This window comes from Xenorhabdus indica (assembly GCF_014467235.1).
Classification (GTDB): domain Bacteria; phylum Pseudomonadota; class Gammaproteobacteria; order Enterobacterales; family Enterobacteriaceae; genus Xenorhabdus; species Xenorhabdus indica.
Map to the genome: position 1 here is coordinate 55,202 of NZ_NKHP01000017.1, position 18,895 is coordinate 74,096.

The window sequence follows — 18,895 nt, forward strand, 5'->3', positions numbered from 1 at the left end:
GATTATTTCTCCGGTAGGAAACTCGACGCATTTTGCAGGTAGTCAAAAAACCACCTGATAATTTGACTGAACTGTGGGATCAGTTGTGACTGCTGCCAGTCTGCACTTTGGGGAAGTGGTGTAAAAGAATCCGCAATAAATAGAATGGCAGAAACAATTAACACACCACGCAATGCCCCAAAACAGATCCCCAGAACCCGATCTGTACCTGATAAGCCTGTTCGCTGAACAAGTGAACCAATGACATAGTTTACTACTGCGCCAACGATCAGTGTTGCAATGAATAAGATAGCAATCGCTACTCCATTACGCACCAACTCATCTTCAAGGCGAGCGAAATAAACCGCCAGATAAGTATAAAAGTGACTTGCAACAAAGAAAGCACATCCCCAAGTCATCAGAGAAAGTGCTTCACGAACAAAACCGCGAATCAAGCTAACCAGTGCAGAGAAACCAATAATGGCAATAATCGTATAATCAATCCAGACCATATTTTAATCCAAAATAGGCTCCCGACACTCAGGCCGGGCGCATTCTAACAGAAAACGAAAACGTTTGCGTAGCAGATTTATCACTGTACTAAAAATAATTAAGGAATCTGTCATCCTAACCTTTATCAGCTCTAAAATCAGGCTTTTGATCTTTCACGGGAGATTCCATCTCCGCATGAAAGATCAATTTTTTATGGTTTGTAATTTTTAATTTGCCCCTGCAAACCCGTTAACTCTTTCAATTCAGGTAAAACAAATGCCAAAGCCTGCCTTGAGGCGTTAGGCCCAACATAAATCCGGGTCAATTGCCCCTGTACCGGAGAAGAAGGGATGGTATAAACCTGATGCCCGGACAAACGCAGCCTGGACACTATCTCATTTACCTTATCTGCATTTTTTAACGCACCAAGCTGGACAACATAGGCGACTGCTTGTGGTGCCTGCTCTACTGGTTGAGGCTTGACTTCTGGCCGGCTGGCAGGTTTAACCTGTGGCCTGGCTTCTGGCTTAGTTTCCACTTTCTGCATAGAAGGAGATTCAGGCCTTGTCAGCTTGGGATCTTGAGTGATTGCAACAGGAGGTGGAACCCGCGGCGCAGGTTCCGACGATGATAAACCAGACAACATGTCTGTTTCTGGCTGTTGCTCCTGAGTTTGTGTCTGCATCGCCTCAGCCGCACCTTCCGGTGGTGTAGATGGCATACTTTGAGTCAGTGGCGGAATAGAATCAATATTCTCTTCATCACCAGGCTTAGGCACTAATGGAATAGAAGCGAATTTTTCTTCATTGTATTTCTTGTCGCCGTCAAACAGCATCGGCAGCACGATGACACTCAGTGCCACAAGAACGATGGTTCCGACTAAACGATTTTGAAACCTACTTGCCACGTCCCTTCATCTCCTCCAATGATTCCATAACATGAGCGACAGTATGGAAAGAGCCACAAACCACAATGATATCTTGTTCTGATGCGTCTTCCATGGCCTGATCCCATGCCTGCTCTACTTCCGTGAATGTCCGGGCTCCAGAAAGATGTTCAGCCAGCATCTGTGCTTCTGCCCCCCGGAGTTCATGTAATGATGCACAATACCATTCGTCAATTTGCCGGGAAAGGCAGGCAAGCGTTCCCGCAATGTCTTTGTCTTGCAGCATACCGACAACACCCCGTATTTTGCTGTCCGGTGAACGGGGTAATTCAGCCAGTTTTTGTGTCAGATAATCGGCCGCATGAGGATTGTGCGCCACATCCAGAATAACCAGTGGATTTTCTCTGATGATTTGAAAACGCCCCGCCAACTGGGCACGTTTTAAGCCTTCATGCAGTGCCCGCTCATCAATAGCCTGACTGATTTTATCATTCTGCTGCAACAAGCAGTGAACCACGCCCATTGCCGTTGCGGCGTTAGCCAATGGCAGATTAGGAATAGGTAACGAATTAAATTGTTGGGCCGCTGTTCGCCAATGCCAGCTTTCTTTGTCTTGTGAAAAGTCCCAATCGGCACCACGGCGGAACAAATTCGCACCCAGTTCATCGGCCACTGCCGCAATGGAGTGAGGCATATCAGGTTCACCGACGACAGCAAAATGATCACGACGGAAAATACCAGCTTTCTCACGCCCGATATGCTCGCGATCTGCTCCGAGCCAGTCCGTATGATCCAACGCAATACTGGTGATCGCCGCAACATCAGCATCCACAATATTAGTGGCATCCAAACGGCCACCTAAGCCTACTTCAAGGATCACAATATCGAGGTTAGCTTCTTTGAAAAGCTGCAATGCTGCCAATGTACCGTATTCAAAATAGGTTAAGGAAATATCACCACGCTGAGATTCAATATCCGCAAAAACACGGCAAAAATCCTGCTCTGTCGGTTCATTACCCTGAATACGAACCCGTTCGGTATAACGCACCAAATGCGGCGAGCTATACACCCCCACTTTCAGACCAGCAGCCAGAAAAATGGATTCAAGGGTATGACAGGTTGTGCCTTTGCCATTTGTGCCAGACACCGTAATGACTTTTGGGGCCGGATGTAATAGATCCAACTGCCTGGCGAGTGTTCCTACACGTTCAAGCCCCATATCGATAGCTTTCGAGTGCAAATTTCCAAGATAGGAAAGCCACGTCATCAGTGACGACGTAGCTTGAGGAGTTTGTAAAGTATCAGACATCTTCTTTATTAGGATTGATGTTTGTGTCAACTTCAACGTCAGCAGGTTCGGCAACAATTTCTGTCACCTCTGTCTTCGTACCAGGTTGTGGCTGATGAGTCAGCATTGCAAGCAGGTTAGCGATTTTTCCCCGCATTTCCGGGCGACGTACGATCATATCAATTGCTCCTTTTTCCAGCAGAAACTCACTGCGCTGGAAACCTTCCGGCAATTTTTCACGGACGGTTTGTTCAATAACCCGTGGGCCTGCAAAACCAATCAGTGCCTTAGGCTCTGCAATATTGATGTCACCTAGCATCCCCATACTGGCGGTCACTCCCCCCATTGTCGGGTTAGTCAGAACACAGATATAAGGTAAACCCCGATCCTGCATTTTCGCCAACGCAGCACTGGTTTTTGCCATCTGCATCAGCGACATCAGCGCTTCCTGCATACGTGCCCCACCACTGGAAGCAAAGCAGACAAATGGGCAGTTGTCTTCCAACGCCTGTTCAACTGCGCGAACAAAACGTGCTCCCACAACTGAACCCATTGAACCTCCCATAAAGCTAAACTCAAATGCACCAGCCACCACTGGCATATCGTGTAGTGTACCTTTCATCACGATCAGGGCATCTTTTTCCTGAGTTTGCTTTTGGGCCGCAGCCAAACGATCTTTGTATTTTTTAATGTCGCGGAATTTCAGGATATCTTTAGGCTCCAATTCACTGCCTAACTCTGTCGTGCTTTCTTCATCCAGAAATGCCTGCAAACGCTGACGGGCAGAAATTCGCATATGGTGGTCACATTTCGGACACACTTCGAGATTACGCTCTAACTCAGCGCGGTAAAGTACCTGACTGCAACTGTCGCATTTTGTCCAAACTCCTTCAGGAATACTGGCCTTACGAGTTTGCATTATTTTGCTTTTATTTAGAATTTTTTCAATCCAGCTCATTAATGAACCTTTCCGTCTGATTCTGGCACATACTTTTAACAATGTATTCTCGGTATACTTGAGTATGTGCCAGCTTATGTTTTACGTGCCATTAAACCACAATGCTATAACAGTGTGGACAAAAAACTGCTCAAACCTGTTTGATGGTTATCTAATTATTATCTACCACTTTTTTAGATGCGGCACGGCGATGACACCAAATTTCAATAACCCCAGGCAGAATAGAAATAAAGATAATTGCAACAATCAATAGTTTCAGATTCTTCTGAACAATCGGCATATCACCGAATAAATAACCAGCATAAGTGAACAATAATACCCATACAAACGCGCCAATGACATTATAAGCAGCAAAATGGCGATAAGACATTTTCCCCATCCCGGCAACAAATGGCGCAAATGTTCGGATTATTGGCACAAATCGCGCCAGAATTATTGCTTTTCCACCATGTTTTTCATAAAACTGATGGGTTTTATCCAGATAGCTACGGCGAAAAATCCTGGAATCCGGGTTATTAAACAATTTATCACCGAAAATTCGCCCAATAGTATAATTTATGGCATCACCGATAATGGCCGCAATGATGATCAACGTCACCATAATATGTACGTTAAGATCGTTAGAATCTAATGCCGATAGTGCTCCCGCTACAAATAGCAGAGAATCTCCCGGCAAGAATGGTGTAACCACCAGCCCCGTCTCGCAAAATACGATTAAAAATAAGATGCCGTATACCCAATAACCATAATCAGCAACCAATTCGGCCAAGTGGACATCAATATGTAAAATAAAATCGACAATGAACTTCGCGAAATCAATAAAATGAGTAAACAACTCCATAATATTCCTCGTTATGCTCAAACATCCTTGTCATCATTCGACAGTATCAGATTAATTCATCGGCCAAAAACAAAGGCCCCATAACAGGCTCAGGCAAGCCAAAATGGACAGGATAATCTACTGCAACTAAATACAGCCCTTCAGCTTTAGCTGTTGCGGCTGCTTTTGTCCGATCTTTCAGTGCCAGCAATTCAGCCATCCATTGGATGCCCTGATTACCACAACCAATTTCCAACAAGCTGCCAACAATATTGCGCACCATATGATGAACAAAAGCATTGGCCTTGATATCTACAACCACATAATGCCCATGACGACTGACATTAATATGCATCAGATTACGCCACGGCGAATTGGACTGACACTGTACTGCCCTGAAAGAAGTGAAATCATTCTCTCCCAACAGACATTGTGCCGCTTCATGCATTTTTCTCTCATCCAACGGATAGTGAAAATGCGTGACACCTTTCGCCAGTACCGCAGGACGGTAACGATGGTTGAAAATAACATACCGATACCGGCGTGCCGTTGCACTGAAACGAGCATGAAATTCATCATCTACCGTTTTTACCCAACGTACTGCAATATCCGGCGGCAAATGAGTATTAACTCCCATTGTCCATGCTGCATCTTTACGTTGTACTGACGTTTCAAAATGCACTACCTGCCCGGTTGCGTGAACACCTGCATCCGTTCTGCCCGCACAGAAAACAGAAATAGGTTCATCTGCCACTTTTGACAATGCTTTTTCCAAACATCCCTGTACACTTCTGACTTCTTGCTGGCGCTGCCAACCATAATAACGGCTGCCGTCATATTCAATCCCCAGTGCAATTTTCACTTTTTTTGCTTCTGGTACAGACTGATTTAGTTCTGTAGCAGACATCAGTAAAATTGCTCCTGTATCAGTTTTTCTGCGATTTCAACCGCCATCAGAGCACCACCAAAGCGGATATTATCGGCAACAGACCAGAACTGTAACATCTCCGGCATTCCGTAATCATTACGCAAACAACCGATACTCAACCCATCAGCACCTGATGCATCTGTAACCTGAGTTGGATAATCACCCTCTTCCGAGAGCTGAATTTCTTCAAGACGTTCAAATTCTCCACGCGCTTCTTCTATACCAATTGGACGCAGTGTTTCCAGATTAACCATCTGAGCAATACCGTAAAACACGGAAGATTGAACACAACTCACTGAGACAGGCAAACCTTCATCCTGCAATATTCTGCGAACTTGATCGACGATACGACGCTCTTCGCGCACCGTACCTTCAGCATCAGGCAATAAAGGCAGCAGGTTAAACGCCAATTGCTTATTGAAATGTCCTTCATCGGGCGGAATACCATTCAATAAACGGGCACTTTGCCCTGCCAACTCTTCAATGGCAGCTTTACCATGTACGGAAACAGGCAATATATTGGTTAGCTGTAAACGTGCAATACCCGCAGCATCAATTAACGGTTTGATAGCTGTCAGCACTTGACTTGTCGCACTATCGGCAACCGCAATAATGTTACGGTTACGGTATTCAGCTAAAGCATACGGGTTCACTGTCGGGACAACCAACGGAACATCCGGTTCTGCTGCAAACAATCCACTGCTGTCAATGACCAGACAACCTGCTTCTGTTGCTTTTGTAATATATTGTGCTGTCACTTCCATACCCACAGCAAAAAATGCGAGCTGTGCCTGTGACCAATCAAATTCTGCGGCATCATGAACAGTGATATTTTTGCCGTTAATACGCTGGATTTTCCCGATACTTTGCTCACTGGCAAGAAGATGCAGCTCACCAACCGGAAACTGGCGTTCCTGCAATAACGCCAATATCGCTTCACCTACTGCGCCCGTTGCACCCAAGAGCGCAATATTCCAACCTTCTGACATGTTGGTTTTCTCCACTTCTTTTTTGTTCCACTGCTTTTTTATTTTGGTAACAGGCAAAAACTTCTGCCTGCATTAAATCACTTTTTCGTTAAATTAATTTAGCGTTAAACCCAATTCTGGATAGTAATTGAGCACTGTCTTCTGAATCACAATGCACTGTCAGGGAAGACCACTCTCGACGTTCAGGATAATTTTTCCGCAACTGGTCAAAAGCACCATCCTGCCCGGCTACCTGACGCAGTGGTGTATCATCACGGCGCACATCATACACTAAATGCATCAAGCGCTTCAGGATGCTTTGTGTCACTTCGCCATGAACTGTGATATGACTGAAATCAGACTCAGGCAACAACGCAGATAATTCTGTCTTCTGTGATTTCCCCAGGAATTCACAATACGCCTCAAAAACCTGAGTTGTGCCACGAGCCTTGCCTTCCAGAGTGTATCCCGCAATATGCGGTGTACCGATATCAATCAAGTTAAGCAAAGGTAATGAAAGGTTAGGCTCTGGTTCCCAGACATCAAGTACGACACGTAATTTTTTTCCGTTTTGCAGCGCTGATAACAATGCTTGGTTATCAACCACTTCACCACGACTGGCATTAATCAAGATTCGGTTGTCCGGCAGAGCAGAAAGTAATTTTGCATCTGCTAAATGATAAGTTTGATAAGGGCCTGATGGGTTAAGTGGCGTATGGAACGTCAGAATATCTGCTTCCCTGATCAGCTTTTCCAAAGGCCAGAATTCGCCTTCGTCTCCCCGATCGGCACGAGGCGGATCACACAACAAGGTTTTCACGCCCAAAGCAGCCAGTCGATCAGCCAGACGTCCCCCGACATTACCGACACCAACAATGCCGACAATTTTATCTTTCAGTTGAAACTGATCCTGTTCTGCCAATACCATCAATGCAGAAAAGACATATTCAACCACAGCAATTGCATTACATCCGGGAGCAGCGGAGAAACCAATGCCTGCCTGCTCTAACCATTGCTGATCAACATGATCCATGCCGGCAGTAGCAGTACCGATAAATTTCACCGGACTATCTTTTAGCAAGGACTCATTAACTTTAGTGACAGAGCGAACCATAAAGGCATCTGCATGTTCCAAAACCCCCTCAGGCACAGGGCGGCCCGGAATTGCCTGAACTTCCCCTAATTGTTTAAAGAGCTGTTCAGCATAAGGCATATTTTCATCGACTAAAATTTTCACTTTTCTCATCCAACGGCTTAAATGGGCGTGATCCGCTATTCTGCCATTTAATCGGCATAATACCTAATTCCCCTTTTTCTTTTGAGTTGCTTCTTTGTTAAAAGTCACGCGAAATCTATTGGTCATTGTTACACTAAGTACACGATATTCTGATACACGCGATTTAACTCAATGAAGAATCTATGGTTTCCCCTTATTGCTGTACTAATTTGGTCAATTAACGCTGTGGTCAGTAAAGCCGCTGCCACTTCAATTGAACCTGCTGCTATCGCTTTCTATCGCTGGTTCATCGCTTTTTTGGCTTTAACTCCTTTTATCTTATTACCCACACTGAAACAGTGGAAAATGCTTACCCGATATTGGTGGAAGTTATTGATCCTCGGTTCCCTCGGTATGGTTCTTAATCAAAGTCTGGTTTACTACGCTGCTCATACTGTCAGTGCAACACTGATAGGGATCTTTACTTCGTTGATCCCACTGTTGACTGTCATACTCAGTATTTTTGTCTTGCGAGTTGCCCCGACAGTTGGAATTATGCTCGGTACAGCTTTTTCCCTATTTGGCCTTATATGGTTAGTTGGCAAAGGAGAACCTGGTGCCCTGTTACAACACGGATTAGGGTCAGGAGATATAATGATGTTTATTGCATCAGCAGCCTACGCTCTGTACGGTGTTCTGACCAAACGCTGGGCAATTCCATTACCGAACTGGCAATCACTCTATGTACAGATCGGATTTGGAGTCTTGTTACTTTTGCCTAACTTCATGATGACAGAAGATATCCGGTTAACCAGCAATAATATTTCTCTTGTGCTGTTTGCAGGTATTCCTGCTTCAATTATTGCTCCTTATCTGTGGATACAAGGGGTTATTCGCCTTGGAGCTAATATGACCTCAATCTTTATGAACCTGGCTCCTGTTTTCACCGCAATTATTGCCATCGCGGTACTCCATGAGAAAATGTATAGCTATCATCTGATTGGTGGGGGTATTGTGCTGGCTGGTGTAATTCTTGCTCAACAATTACGTATCCCAATAACGCGTCAGAAAACTTAACTAGCACTTTATCAACAATATTTTTACCAATTATCGCCCAATGTTTTACTGGGCGATAATGGAAAATAGTTATTATAATAAAATAGCTTCTGATGTTACCAAAGAAAATAAACCAAGTATTGAATAGCTAAATTAACTTTATACAAAAATATCATGTTAACTGATTATTTTATTTTTACTTGATTACTCACTATAAAATATCCTCCGAATTGAGTATACTTTCCACGCTCTGCATTGCGGGGATCTTTTATAATTTTATTCTTATTATCCGTTTTTCTGACTGACATTTTCCCCGGTTTATGAGCCCAAATATGGGAGCGTTCGTGCTTATTATTTAAAACCAATCGATACCAATGGTAGTCCCAGTCATCTGCATAATCGTCAGTAGCAAAAAGTGCTACAACATGGTTCGGATAGTATTTTTCATCTCTATAATCATCTAACATAATTAATCCATCTGACATTGCGCCATCTATAACAACTTTCATAGTGCGTTCTTGTAAAAGTTTCTCAGTATTCCCTCCCGGTTGATAATAATGTCCACCTGCATAATTACAGGCGTAAGAATAACAGTTATGTAACTTCTGCTTTTCAGATGTATTCCAGAAAGTTGTATTGAACAATCCCGCTTGCACAGTAATCAACTTACCCGTTTTCGGACTCAAGATATTGACTGTATAGAGTTCATCATTATTTACATCGTGTAAAGTATGTCTTGTTTCATTATGCAGGTCTTCATCTGGATCGTCTCCCTCAGAACAATCAGAAGTATCTTGCTGAAGGTTAATTATATCCTGAAATATCATTGACTTAAAGTTACTGTTTTGGTTAGAGGACTCCATTAAAGTGAAGCCAAGATATCTACTTTGATAAAGATCGGGCGCTCTTCCATCACATATATAAAAAGAATTAGTCAACCCATAACTATGTGCTATTGTCTGCTCAGTGCCATCAATTTCGACTAAAAAACCAGAGAATCCAAGCTTTCCACAGGTTTCTCCAAAGTTAATTCCCTTAATATTATCCCTGAATAACCCCAGTAGCCATCTTGAGTTCATTTCATAATCGAGATCATAGTAATACCAGTAATAATCTTCCAGTCCAGAAAAAGTCAGTAATGTTACTCTAATCATTCCAGGCCCCATATATAATTTTAGTATGGATGTTGTTATTCTCAATAAATACAAACAATTACAAAAACATTTATAATCCATAAATTTATTTTTGTTAATATCAAAATTATTTAGATAAACATCTAAAACAAACATATTTCTATTATTTCTTTTAAAATTGTTTTATATTCTGAAAATACTACAGGTATATGAAGTCACTTCAAGTAATCATATATATGTTTATATTGCATGACATTATATTTTAATAAATCTAATGAATCATAAAAGTTAACTCTTTTCACTTTCAATATCTATTACATAACTTCAAAAAATCTTGAGGCATTTAAAAAATTAACATCTTTCAAGTTAAGTGATTAAAGTCACATCTAAACACTTTTTTCTGTTAATAGAATATTTCAGTTCTATAAATTAATAATGCACCGGAGATTTATAAAATTGTTTCCATCATCGGTGCTATGTGAGGAATAAAAAATGAAGATACTTAAAACATTATTCACTACTGTTGGCCTACTTTTCTGTACCAATACCTTTGCTGTCAGTGCTCCTGACAGAACGGAATGTATTGCCCCTGCTAAACCCGGTGGTGGCTTTGATTTAACCTGTAAATTAGTTCAAGTCTCATTGCTGGATACCAAAGCTATTGATTCACCTATGCGGGTGACATTTATGCCCGGAGGCGTTGGCGCCGTTGCCTATAATGCTATTGTTGCTCAGCGGCCTGCCGAACCCGGCACTATTGTCGCCTTTTCTGGTGGCTCTTTGTTAAATCTTGCTCAAGGAAAATTTGGACGCTATAACGTGAATGATGTGCGCTGGCTGGCCAGTGTTGGTACTGATTATGGTATGATTGCTGTTCGCAAAGATTCTCATTACAAATCATTAAAAGATCTCATTGATACATTCCAAAAAGATCCTACCAGCATCGTATTTGGTGCCGGAGCTTCTATTGGTGGTCAAGATTGGATGAAAACGGCCTTACTGGCAAAACAAGCTGATGTTGATCCGCGCAAAATGCGTTACGTCGCCTTTGAAGGTGGTGGTGAAGCAATCACAGCTCTGATGGGTAAGCATATTCAGGTTTTCTCTGGAGATATCAGTGAAACCCTACCTTATCTGACGAGTGATAAGCTGCGTGTTCTTGCTGTTTATGCCGATAAAAGGCTTGGCGGTGCTTTAGCGAATATCCCGACAGCCAAAGAGCAAGGCTACAACATCGTATGGCCAGTTATTCGTGGTTTTTACATGGGACCCAAAGTCTCTGATGAACAATATCAATGGTGGGTAGATACATTCAATAAATTACAACAAACGGATGAATTTAAAAAACAACGCGAACTACGTGGCCTCTTTGAATTCAATATGACAGGTAAAGAGTTGAATGATTATGTGCAAAAACAAGTTACTCAATACCATGAGATGGCTAAATCCTTTGGTTTAGCAAAATAACAGGAATAGCATCATGAGCGATCGTATCTTTGCTGCTATCTGGTTAGTCCTGTGTGGAATTGGATTGGTCATTGGCTGGGGTATTCACAGTGAATACAGCTATGAACCTCTGGGGCCGCGGCCATTCCCGATTGCCATTATCTCATTGATGGCGCTATGCGCACTATTATTGCTATTCAAAAAAACGGAAATAACTCAATGGCCTGTACCACAAGTTCTGCGCCGCTTATTGCTGCTGATGGTTTCACTTCTCTTTTATGCAGGAACATTCGAGTGGTTAGGCTTTCCTCTGGCGACGACGTTATTGACCATCAGCATCGCATTGCTGTTTAACGCCTCACTTCTCGCTGCAATTATTTCTGGGGTGAGCTTAGGTATATCACTCTTTTTTGTGTTTGATCGCCTGTTAGATGTCACGCTACCCATTGGTAGTCTGTTCAGGTAAGGAGAATAAAATGGATACTTGGATATACCTGACACAAGGTTTTGAAGTCGCATTAATCCCTAAGAATCTGATTATCGCATTAATAGGCTGCTTCATTGGTACAGTTGTTGGTTTACTCCCCGGTCTGGGGCCAATAAATGGTGTTGCCATTTTATTGCCGTTAGCTTTTGCCTTGAAATTACCCGCAGAATCCGCCTTAATTTTATTGGCAACAGTCTATATTGGTTGTGAATATGGAGGGCGGATATCTTCAATTCTGCTGAATGTTCCGGGAGATGCCGCCGCAATTATGACCGCTCTTGATGGATACCCAATGGCGAAACAGGGGCAAGCTGGTGTTGCGTTGTCTATCTCAGCAATCAGCTCATTTTGTGGTTCACTTTTAGCTATTGTTGGTATCATTTTGTTTGCTCCTCTTCTGGCGAAATGGTCTTTGGCGTTCGGGCCTGCTGAATATTTTGCTCTGATGGTTTTTGCGATTGCCTGTCTTGGCAGCATGATGAGCCAGAATCCTGTCAAATCTCTATTGGCTGCTTTGATCGGGTTAGGGTTAGCTACAGTAGGAGTCGATGCTAATACTGGGGTTTATCGCTTCACGTTTGATAGTGTCCACCTTTCTGATGGGATTCAGTTTATTGTCGTTGTGATCGGTCTGTTCTCTGTCAGTGAAATTCTGCTGATGCTTGAAAATACTTCCACTGGACAAAAAGTAATAAGTAAAACCGGACGACTACTGTTTAACAAAAAAGAAGCCCAAACCTGTACCGGGCCAATATTACGCTCCTCAGTCATTGGTTTCTTTGTTGGTATCCTGCCCGGTGCCGGAGCAACGATTGCCAGCGCAATCACATACATGACAGAAAAACGGCTGAGTGGAAACAGCGATTCATTTGGTAAAGGTGATATTCGTGGTGTGGCAGCACCTGAAGCAGCCAATAATGCATCAGCATGTGGTTCATTCATTCCTATGCTTACTCTGGGCGTCCCCGGTTCAGGTACTACAGCCGTAATGATAGGTGCACTGACGCTCTACAACATCACACCGGGGCCTGCTATGTTTTCGGAGCAACCGGATATAGTCTGGGGGTTGATTGCTGCCCTACTTATCGCCAATATTCTTTTGCTCATCATGAATATTCCGATGATTGGGCTGTTTACCCGTATGTTGAGTATCCCTCTGTGGTTCTTAGTGCCAGCCATAGCCACCGTTTCAGCAGTCGGAGTTTATGCTGTACACAGTACGACATTCGATCTGATGTTGATGGTTGGTCTGGGGGTGTTCGGTTATATTCTTAGGAAAATGAACTTTCCAATGTCACCGCTCATCTTAGGGTTTGTATTAGGTGAAATGTTGGAACAAAATTTGAGACGGGCACTTTCAATCAGTAACGGTAATTTCGATATTTTGTGGAGGAGTACCATTGCTCAATCTTTGTTGGTCTTAGCTGTGTTGGTTATTATCATCCCTCCTATCTTGCGGATAGTTCACAAAAAACGTAAGAAAAATGAGAAGATTTACAGCCAATCCACATAGTTGGTGAATTGGCTTTCATGTAGACCGTTAAAACTTTTCAGTTTTAGAAAATCAGTTCATATACTTGCGCATGACCAGAGATGCATTTGTACCGCCGAACCCGAAGCTATTAGACATAACCGTTTTTAGCTCGCGTTCGGTAGGTTCAGTAATAATATCCATGCCAAGCGCTTTTTCATCCAGATCTTCGATATTAATACTTGGTGCAATAATTCCATGCTCCAACATCAATAAACTGTAAATCGCTTCCTGAGCACCGGCCGCCCCCAAAGAATGCCCGGTCATCGCTTTAGTTGCTGAAATAGCAGGTGTCTTGTCACCAAATACTTCTCTAATCGCTTCCAGCTCTTTCAAATCACCAACAGGTGTTGATGTGCCATGAGTGTTAATATAATCCACCTCACCTTCAATACCATCCAGAGCCATCTTCATACAACGCACAGCGCCTTCACCTGAAGGTGCAACCATGTCCAAACCATCTGAATTCGCTCCGTAGCCAATAACTTCAGCATAGATATGTGCGCCACGAGCCAATGCATGTTCTAATTCTTCAACAACAACAATACCGCCACCACCAGCAATAACAAAGCCGTCACGGTTTTGATCATAAGTACGGGAAGCTCGGTCTGGTGTTTCATTATATTTGGTAGAGAGTGCTCCCATTGCATCAAATTCACAGGCTATTTCCCAGCTCAGTTCTTCACCACCACCGGCAAAAATAACGTCCTGTTTACCAAGCTGGATTAATTCAACCGCATGACCAATACAGTGTGCAGAAGTTGAACAAGCGGAACTGATAGAGTAATTTACGCCTTTAATTTTGAACGGCGTCGCCAGACAAGCGGAAACACCGGAAGCCATTGTCCGTGTCACCATATAAGGCCCGACACCCCGTAAACCACGAGCACGCATACCATCCGCACAGGCAACCTGATTGTGTGGAGAACCGCCTCCAGAGCCGACAACCAGCCCTGTACGTAAATTAGAAACCTGATCATCGGAAAGGCCAGAATCTTTAATTGCCTCATCCATCGCCAGATAAGCATAAACAGAAGCATCACTCATAAAACGCTGTGTTTTACGGTCAATCAAACCTGTTGTATCCAGTTTGACATTCCCCCATACGTGACTGCGAAGCCCCATTTCTTTGAATTCTTCGGAAAAAGTGATCCCGGAACGGCCTTCTTTCAGAGATTTCAGCACCTCTTTCTGGTTATTACCAATACTAGATACAATGCCCAAACCAGTGATTACTGCTCGTTTCATTAATTACCTCATCAATATGTTTACCTGCGGGATTTCCTTCTCGCACTTTAGCGTACACTTGTACGCTGAACAAGTCCGATCAGGGTAAAAATCATGAACAATTGATCATAACCCAGACGTTAAGATCGCTCATAAGTGGTGTAATAGCATCAAGACCGTTAAAATCCTCGTTATTCTTCTCAACAATACAGGCCTTATTTTGAACAACAGTATTGTGCAAAACAGTGCTATCAGTAGCGCAACCCTAAGCTGGAATGAACAGGGCACACCTATTTCTGAGCAATTTGATGATGTTTATTTCTCAAATCAAGATGGGTTAGAAGAAACCATATATGTATTTTTACAAGGCAATCATTTTCCTCAACGTTTTAGCACTCATCACCGTTCTGATTGCGTTATTGCCGAAACCGGATTCGGTACTGGGTTAAATTTCCTTGTACTCTGGCAATCTTTTTCAGAGTTCAAACAGCAATATCCAGACGCTACGCTAAAAAGGCTGCACTATATTAGTTTCGAAAAATATCCATTAAAAGTCGCTGACCTAAAAAGTGCACATCAACGCTGGCCAGAGCTGCAAAAGTTTTCTGAAGAATTATGTCAGCAGTGGCCTTTACCACTTGCAGGTTGTCATCGGTTAATTCTGGATAATGGTGCTATTACTCTGGATCTCTGGTTTGGCGATGTAAATGAACTATTGCCCAAGGTAAATTCCGGCCTGACAGGTAAAGTTGACGCATGGTTTTTAGATGGTTTTGCTCCTGCCAAAAACCCACAAATGTGGAGCGAACAACTGTTCACTGCAATGGCAAAATTTTCTCGTCCGAAAGGAACATTTGCGACATTCACATCAGCAGGTTTAGTACGCCGTGGACTACAAGCAGCCGGTTTTACTGTCACAAAAGTCAAGGGCTTCGGGCGTAAGAGAGAGATGCTGACAGGTGTTTTACCTGCCTCAGTTCACAACGCCAAAACGGATATGCCCTGGTTTGCCCGCCCTGGCACTGATCATACTGATGATGTCGCAATCATTGGTGGAGGAATTGCCAGTGCATTTACTGCTCTTGCTTTACTGCAACGTGGTGCAAAAGTCACGCTATACTGCCAGGATACACAGCCAGCACAAGGAGCATCAGGGAACCAACAAGGCGCGCTTTATCCTTTACTCACTGGTCGTCACGATCCATTAGAACGTTTCTTTACCTCTGCATTCACCTTTGCCCGTCGTCAATATGATGAACTGACTAATGAAAACGTGTTATTTGAGCATCAATGGTGTGGTGTTAGCCAAATAGCTTATGATGAAAAAAGTCACAACAAAATCGACAATATGCTGCACACAGCATGGCCGGAAGATATTGCTGCTGGAATGGATCGTCAACAATTGAGTCAAATCAGCGGCCTAGATGTCAACTATCATGGTATCCATTATCCACAGGGAGGATGGTTATACCCGGCACAATTAACTCAAGAAATTATCAAACTTGCACAGCAACGTGGTATGAGGACATATTTCAACCACGAAATAACACGACTGGTTCAGCATGAAAATGGTTGGCAACTACACATTGAACATCAGGGAAAAACACAACTTAAAAACCACAAAGTGGTTATCATTGCCAATGGACATTGCCTGGCCCAATTTGAACAGACCGAAAAATTTCCTGTTACCGCAGTCCGTGGTCAAGTCAGCCATATCCCAACAACTGACCGGCTTAGCCAGCTAAAAAGTGTGCTGTGTTACGATGGTTATATGACCCCCGTGAATCCCAAAAATCAGCATCACTGTATTGGTGCAAGTTATCAACGCGATCAATTAGATACTCAGTACTCTTCTGCCGAACAACAGGAGAATCGTGATCGTCTCCTGAAATGTCTCCCTGATGTTGATTGGGTAAAACAAGTTGACATTTCAGAGGATAAATCCCGTCAGGGGATACGATGTGTGATTCGGGATCATATGCCAATGGTCGGGAATGTACCTATTTTCAGTGAAATTATGGCAAAATATGCCGATTTACCTCAACAGATACAGTCTGGGGAGAAAATAGACGAATCACCTTGCTACCCTGATTTATTTGTTATTGGCGCATTAGGTTCACGTGGTTTGTGTTCTGCTCCTCTAAGTGCTGAATTACTTGCAGGGCAAATATTTAATGAAGCCTTGCCACTTGATGATGAAATATTAGCGGCTTTGCACCCAAATCGTTTCTGGGTCAGAAAGCTGTTACGCGGTAAAAAAGTGAAAGCAGAAAGGCCTTAATTTTTGACAACCTCACCCGTCCTAAGAGGTTGTCGCAAAGGCTGAGGTTTTACGACACAACGAATAAGCCTCGATTTGCATCAGGCATAATTTGTCATGCCTGATGCTACTGAAATTGCATCAATTGAAACGATTAAAACTCAATTGTAGCTTTCTCATGCAATCACTAAGCGTTTCATTTCATTGCACAACGCTGAACTGCCGAAAACCCATATTTAATTTCATCTTGTAAAATCTGTTTCAATGCTTCACTTATCTGCTGAGATTCTAAAATAGAAAATCCCAGTCGTTGATAAAAAGGAGCATTCCAACTGACATGACGGAAAATCGTTAAAGTCACAAACTGTAATTTACGCTGTTTAGCAACCTGAATAACTGTTTCTATTAACGACTTACCGATTCCCTTTCTCTGCCAATCTCCATGCACAGACAGTTCAACGATATGCAGTCCATCATCCAAAGGTTTAACCAGAATAAAGCCTATCGGTTTCCTCTTCTCCAAAGCTACCCAACTATTATCCTGAGCAATATAGTCCAAATGTTGTTGTTCCGTTTGTACGTGACCATCAGCAATCCAGGCCAAATCAGGTATAAAACGAAACAACTGTGCAGCAGAATATTCAATTGCAGGTAATTGACTTACATCCGATGTTTGTGTTTGACGAATAGTAAACATGATTTATCCTGACAATTTATTTGATGGTCATATTAATAATATTAAAATAAATACTCCACTTATAAATAAGAATTTAAAATACGTCAGTTTATTGATTCTAAAAGTTATTCAAAGCATAAATTTCATTGCTGTAATAATAATACCAGAAAAACCAAACATCATTGTTACCATCCACTTGGTCTGAGCCGCCATTTTATCTGAAACTTCCTTATGTAGAGATAATATTTTACTATTCATAGATGACATTTCCTTATATACAGATGACATTTCTTTATTCACAGATGTTATTTCATTATGAATAAGTACTTTTACTGATTCAATATCAGCTTTTGTCGCATAATTGGATTTTATCACTTCCATATCTATTTTTAATTGTGAGACATCCGTTTTTAGCAGTGAGACATCTTCTTTTAACAATGAAACATCTGCTTTTAACAATGAAACATCTATCTTTAACTGAGAAACATCTATCTTTAACTGAGAAACGTCTACCTTTAACTGAGAAACATCCGTTTTTAGATAGGAAACATCTAATTCCAGATTGTCAAATTTTTTTTCCAATTGTGGATTCATACTTTGCCTTCCCCTCCATCTTGAAGCACTAAAACTTATCGATTCAGGTAACAAAAACATCTTATCACCAGTATAAAATCCATATCCACTTCGCACAGAGCAACTTCCCAACCCCATGTTATTACCTCCTGAAATATCCTTTTCAACTCTGAACTTTCACAGATAATTAATTCTATTTTTTATGAATTATCTGTTTATTTTCTATTAATTAATCGCATTTCATACGATTAAATTTCCTCTCCTATTAAGCTGATAGAAAATCTATATTTTCTCTGTATTGAAGCAATCCAGAACTTATTGGATATACAACTAAAAAACACCTAATTATTGACTAAACCATGACCTAAACTTTACCACCATTAATTTTTTTAATCATCACGCGTTCTACTAATAACATGATTATTTTAACCGCCTCAAAAAGAATAGCACCACGCAAACTCTGATTTAAAAACCCTCTAAGTAACTCTGCTAACTATATTATCTTAATCTATATACACTATAAAAGGATCAATAAAGACTCATGCTTCTCAGTTTTATTATAGTTATTGCGAGCCATTGCGAATTTTTATGTAACCGAACATTGAGATTTACGTTATCTGCATAAAAAATAAGGGCTGCAAAACAGCCCTCAAGAAAGAATTTTAGTGTTAATAGATCACACCTTTACACTATTCAGTAGTTTTGCTAATAGTTTTTGCCAGGTCGTTAAAACTAAAACTTGATCTGGTGGCGTCAATTCTCCCACCTTAATCGCTTTATGGATACTTTCTTCTACACGTTGGTGAAGCTGTTCAATAGTATTAGCGCCTTCTTGTTCCAATTCGGCAACAGCCAGCGTCAGATGCCCGCGGAGGTATCCACCAGCAAATAATTCGTCATCACTGGCATATTCAACCATATCGTCTATATATGCCAGAATGCGTGTTTCAAACTCTGCGAGCATTGTTTTT

General features: G+C 42.1%; 18 protein-coding genes. 5 read left to right on the plus strand and 13 right to left on the minus strand.

Annotated elements, in window-relative coordinates; all coding sequences use genetic code 11:
- Positions 1 to 2: 2 nt before the first annotated feature.
- From cvpA to pdxB, 8 genes are all read right to left on the minus strand, one after another.
- A complete protein-coding gene (cvpA, locus tag Xind_RS13530) occupies positions 3 to 491 on the minus strand; it encodes a colicin V production protein (protein WP_047678476.1) in 489 nt (162 codons plus the stop codon).
- A 191-nt stretch (positions 492 to 682) separates the two neighbouring features.
- A complete protein-coding gene (gene dedD, locus Xind_RS13535) occupies positions 683 to 1,378 on the minus strand; it encodes a cell division protein DedD (protein ID WP_047678479.1) in 696 nt (231 codons plus the stop codon).
- A complete protein-coding gene (gene folC, locus Xind_RS13540) occupies positions 1,368 to 2,666 on the minus strand; it encodes a bifunctional tetrahydrofolate synthase/dihydrofolate synthase (protein WP_047678482.1) in 1,299 nt (432 codons plus the stop codon). Before folC ends, dedD begins: the two co-directional genes overlap by 11 nt.
- Complete coding sequence (accD, locus tag Xind_RS13545) at positions 2,659 to 3,603, minus strand: acetyl-CoA carboxylase, carboxyltransferase subunit beta (protein ID WP_047678484.1); 945 nt, start codon at positions 3,601 to 3,603, stop codon at positions 2,659 to 2,661. Before accD ends, folC begins: the two co-directional genes overlap by 8 nt.
- Before the next feature lie 151 nt (positions 3,604 to 3,754).
- A complete protein-coding gene (locus Xind_RS13550) occupies positions 3,755 to 4,444 on the minus strand; it encodes a DedA family protein (protein ID WP_222941811.1) in 690 nt (229 codons plus the stop codon).
- A gap of 46 nt (positions 4,445 to 4,490) precedes the next feature.
- Positions 4,491 to 5,330, minus strand: coding sequence for a tRNA pseudouridine(38-40) synthase TruA (gene truA, locus Xind_RS13555; protein WP_187650258.1), 840 nt, complete (start codon positions 5,328 to 5,330; stop codon positions 4,491 to 4,493).
- Positions 5,330 to 6,340: an aspartate-semialdehyde dehydrogenase gene (locus Xind_RS13560; RefSeq protein ID WP_047678593.1), complete on the minus strand. Its 1,011-nt coding sequence runs from the start codon at positions 6,338 to 6,340 to the stop codon at positions 5,330 to 5,332. The genes truA and Xind_RS13560 overlap by 1 nt, the downstream gene beginning before the upstream one ends.
- An 88-nt stretch (positions 6,341 to 6,428) precedes the next feature.
- Complete coding sequence (gene pdxB / locus Xind_RS13565; protein WP_047678596.1) at positions 6,429 to 7,556, minus strand: 4-phosphoerythronate dehydrogenase PdxB; 1,128 nt, start codon at positions 7,554 to 7,556, stop codon at positions 6,429 to 6,431.
- A gap of 171 nt (positions 7,557 to 7,727) precedes the next feature.
- On the opposite strand from pdxB, the gene Xind_RS13570 reads away from it, so the two are divergent.
- Complete coding sequence (locus Xind_RS13570) at positions 7,728 to 8,612, plus strand: DMT family transporter (RefSeq protein ID WP_187650259.1); 885 nt, start codon at positions 7,728 to 7,730, stop codon at positions 8,610 to 8,612.
- 164 nt (positions 8,613 to 8,776) lie between these two features.
- Here the strand turns inward: Xind_RS13570 and Xind_RS13575 are convergent, their stop codons facing one another.
- On the minus strand, positions 8,777 to 9,880 hold the full coding sequence (locus Xind_RS13575; RefSeq protein ID WP_156115310.1) for a hypothetical protein: 1,104 nt from the start codon (positions 9,878 to 9,880) through the stop codon (positions 8,777 to 8,779).
- A gap of 336 nt (positions 9,881 to 10,216) precedes the next feature.
- Here Xind_RS13575 and Xind_RS13580 point away from each other — a divergent pair, with 336 nt between their 5' ends.
- From Xind_RS13580 to Xind_RS13590, 3 genes are read left to right on the plus strand one after another with little or no spacing between them, the layout of a single operon-like run.
- On the plus strand, positions 10,217 to 11,191 hold the full coding sequence (locus Xind_RS13580; RefSeq protein ID WP_047678496.1) for a Bug family tripartite tricarboxylate transporter substrate binding protein: 975 nt from the start codon (positions 10,217 to 10,219) through the stop codon (positions 11,189 to 11,191).
- A gap of 13 nt (positions 11,192 to 11,204) precedes the next feature.
- Entirely contained in the window at positions 11,205 to 11,636 is a 432-nt protein-coding gene (locus Xind_RS13585) for a tripartite tricarboxylate transporter TctB family protein (protein WP_187650260.1), read from the plus strand.
- A gap of 10 nt (positions 11,637 to 11,646) precedes the next feature.
- A complete protein-coding gene (locus Xind_RS13590; protein WP_047678502.1) occupies positions 11,647 to 13,170 on the plus strand; it encodes a tripartite tricarboxylate transporter permease in 1,524 nt (507 codons plus the stop codon).
- A 51-nt stretch (positions 13,171 to 13,221) separates the two neighbouring features.
- Here the strand turns inward: Xind_RS13590 and fabB are convergent, their stop codons facing one another.
- On the minus strand, positions 13,222 to 14,436 hold the full coding sequence (gene fabB / locus Xind_RS13595; protein ID WP_047678505.1) for a beta-ketoacyl-ACP synthase I: 1,215 nt from the start codon (positions 14,434 to 14,436) through the stop codon (positions 13,222 to 13,224).
- 214 nt (positions 14,437 to 14,650) lie between these two features.
- Here fabB and mnmC point away from each other — a divergent pair, with 214 nt between their 5' ends.
- Positions 14,651 to 16,696: a bifunctional tRNA (5-methylaminomethyl-2-thiouridine)(34)-methyltransferase MnmC2/FAD-dependent 5-carboxymethylaminomethyl-2-thiouridine(34) oxidoreductase MnmC1 gene (mnmC, locus tag Xind_RS13600; RefSeq protein ID WP_187650269.1), complete on the plus strand. Its 2,046-nt coding sequence runs from the start codon at positions 14,651 to 14,653 to the stop codon at positions 16,694 to 16,696.
- A gap of 175 nt (positions 16,697 to 16,871) precedes the next feature.
- On the opposite strand, the gene Xind_RS13605 is transcribed toward mnmC, so the two are convergent.
- The 3 genes from Xind_RS13605 to Xind_RS13615 form a co-directional block, all read right to left on the minus strand.
- The gene (locus Xind_RS13605; protein ID WP_187650261.1) at positions 16,872 to 17,372 is read right to left on the minus strand and encodes a GNAT family N-acetyltransferase; all 501 of its coding nucleotides are present in this window, start codon (positions 17,370 to 17,372) and stop codon (positions 16,872 to 16,874) included.
- A gap of 108 nt (positions 17,373 to 17,480) precedes the next feature.
- Positions 17,481 to 18,062 carry a coiled-coil domain-containing protein gene (locus tag Xind_RS21715; RefSeq protein ID WP_246432546.1) on the minus strand — a complete coding sequence of 194 codons (582 nt, stop codon included), beginning with the start codon at positions 18,060 to 18,062 and terminating at the stop codon, positions 17,481 to 17,483.
- 538 nt (positions 18,063 to 18,600) lie between these two features.
- The gene (locus Xind_RS13615; protein WP_187650262.1) at positions 18,601 to 18,888 is read right to left on the minus strand and encodes a YfcL family protein; all 288 of its coding nucleotides are present in this window, start codon (positions 18,886 to 18,888) and stop codon (positions 18,601 to 18,603) included.
- Positions 18,889 to 18,895: the final 7 nt, after the last annotated feature.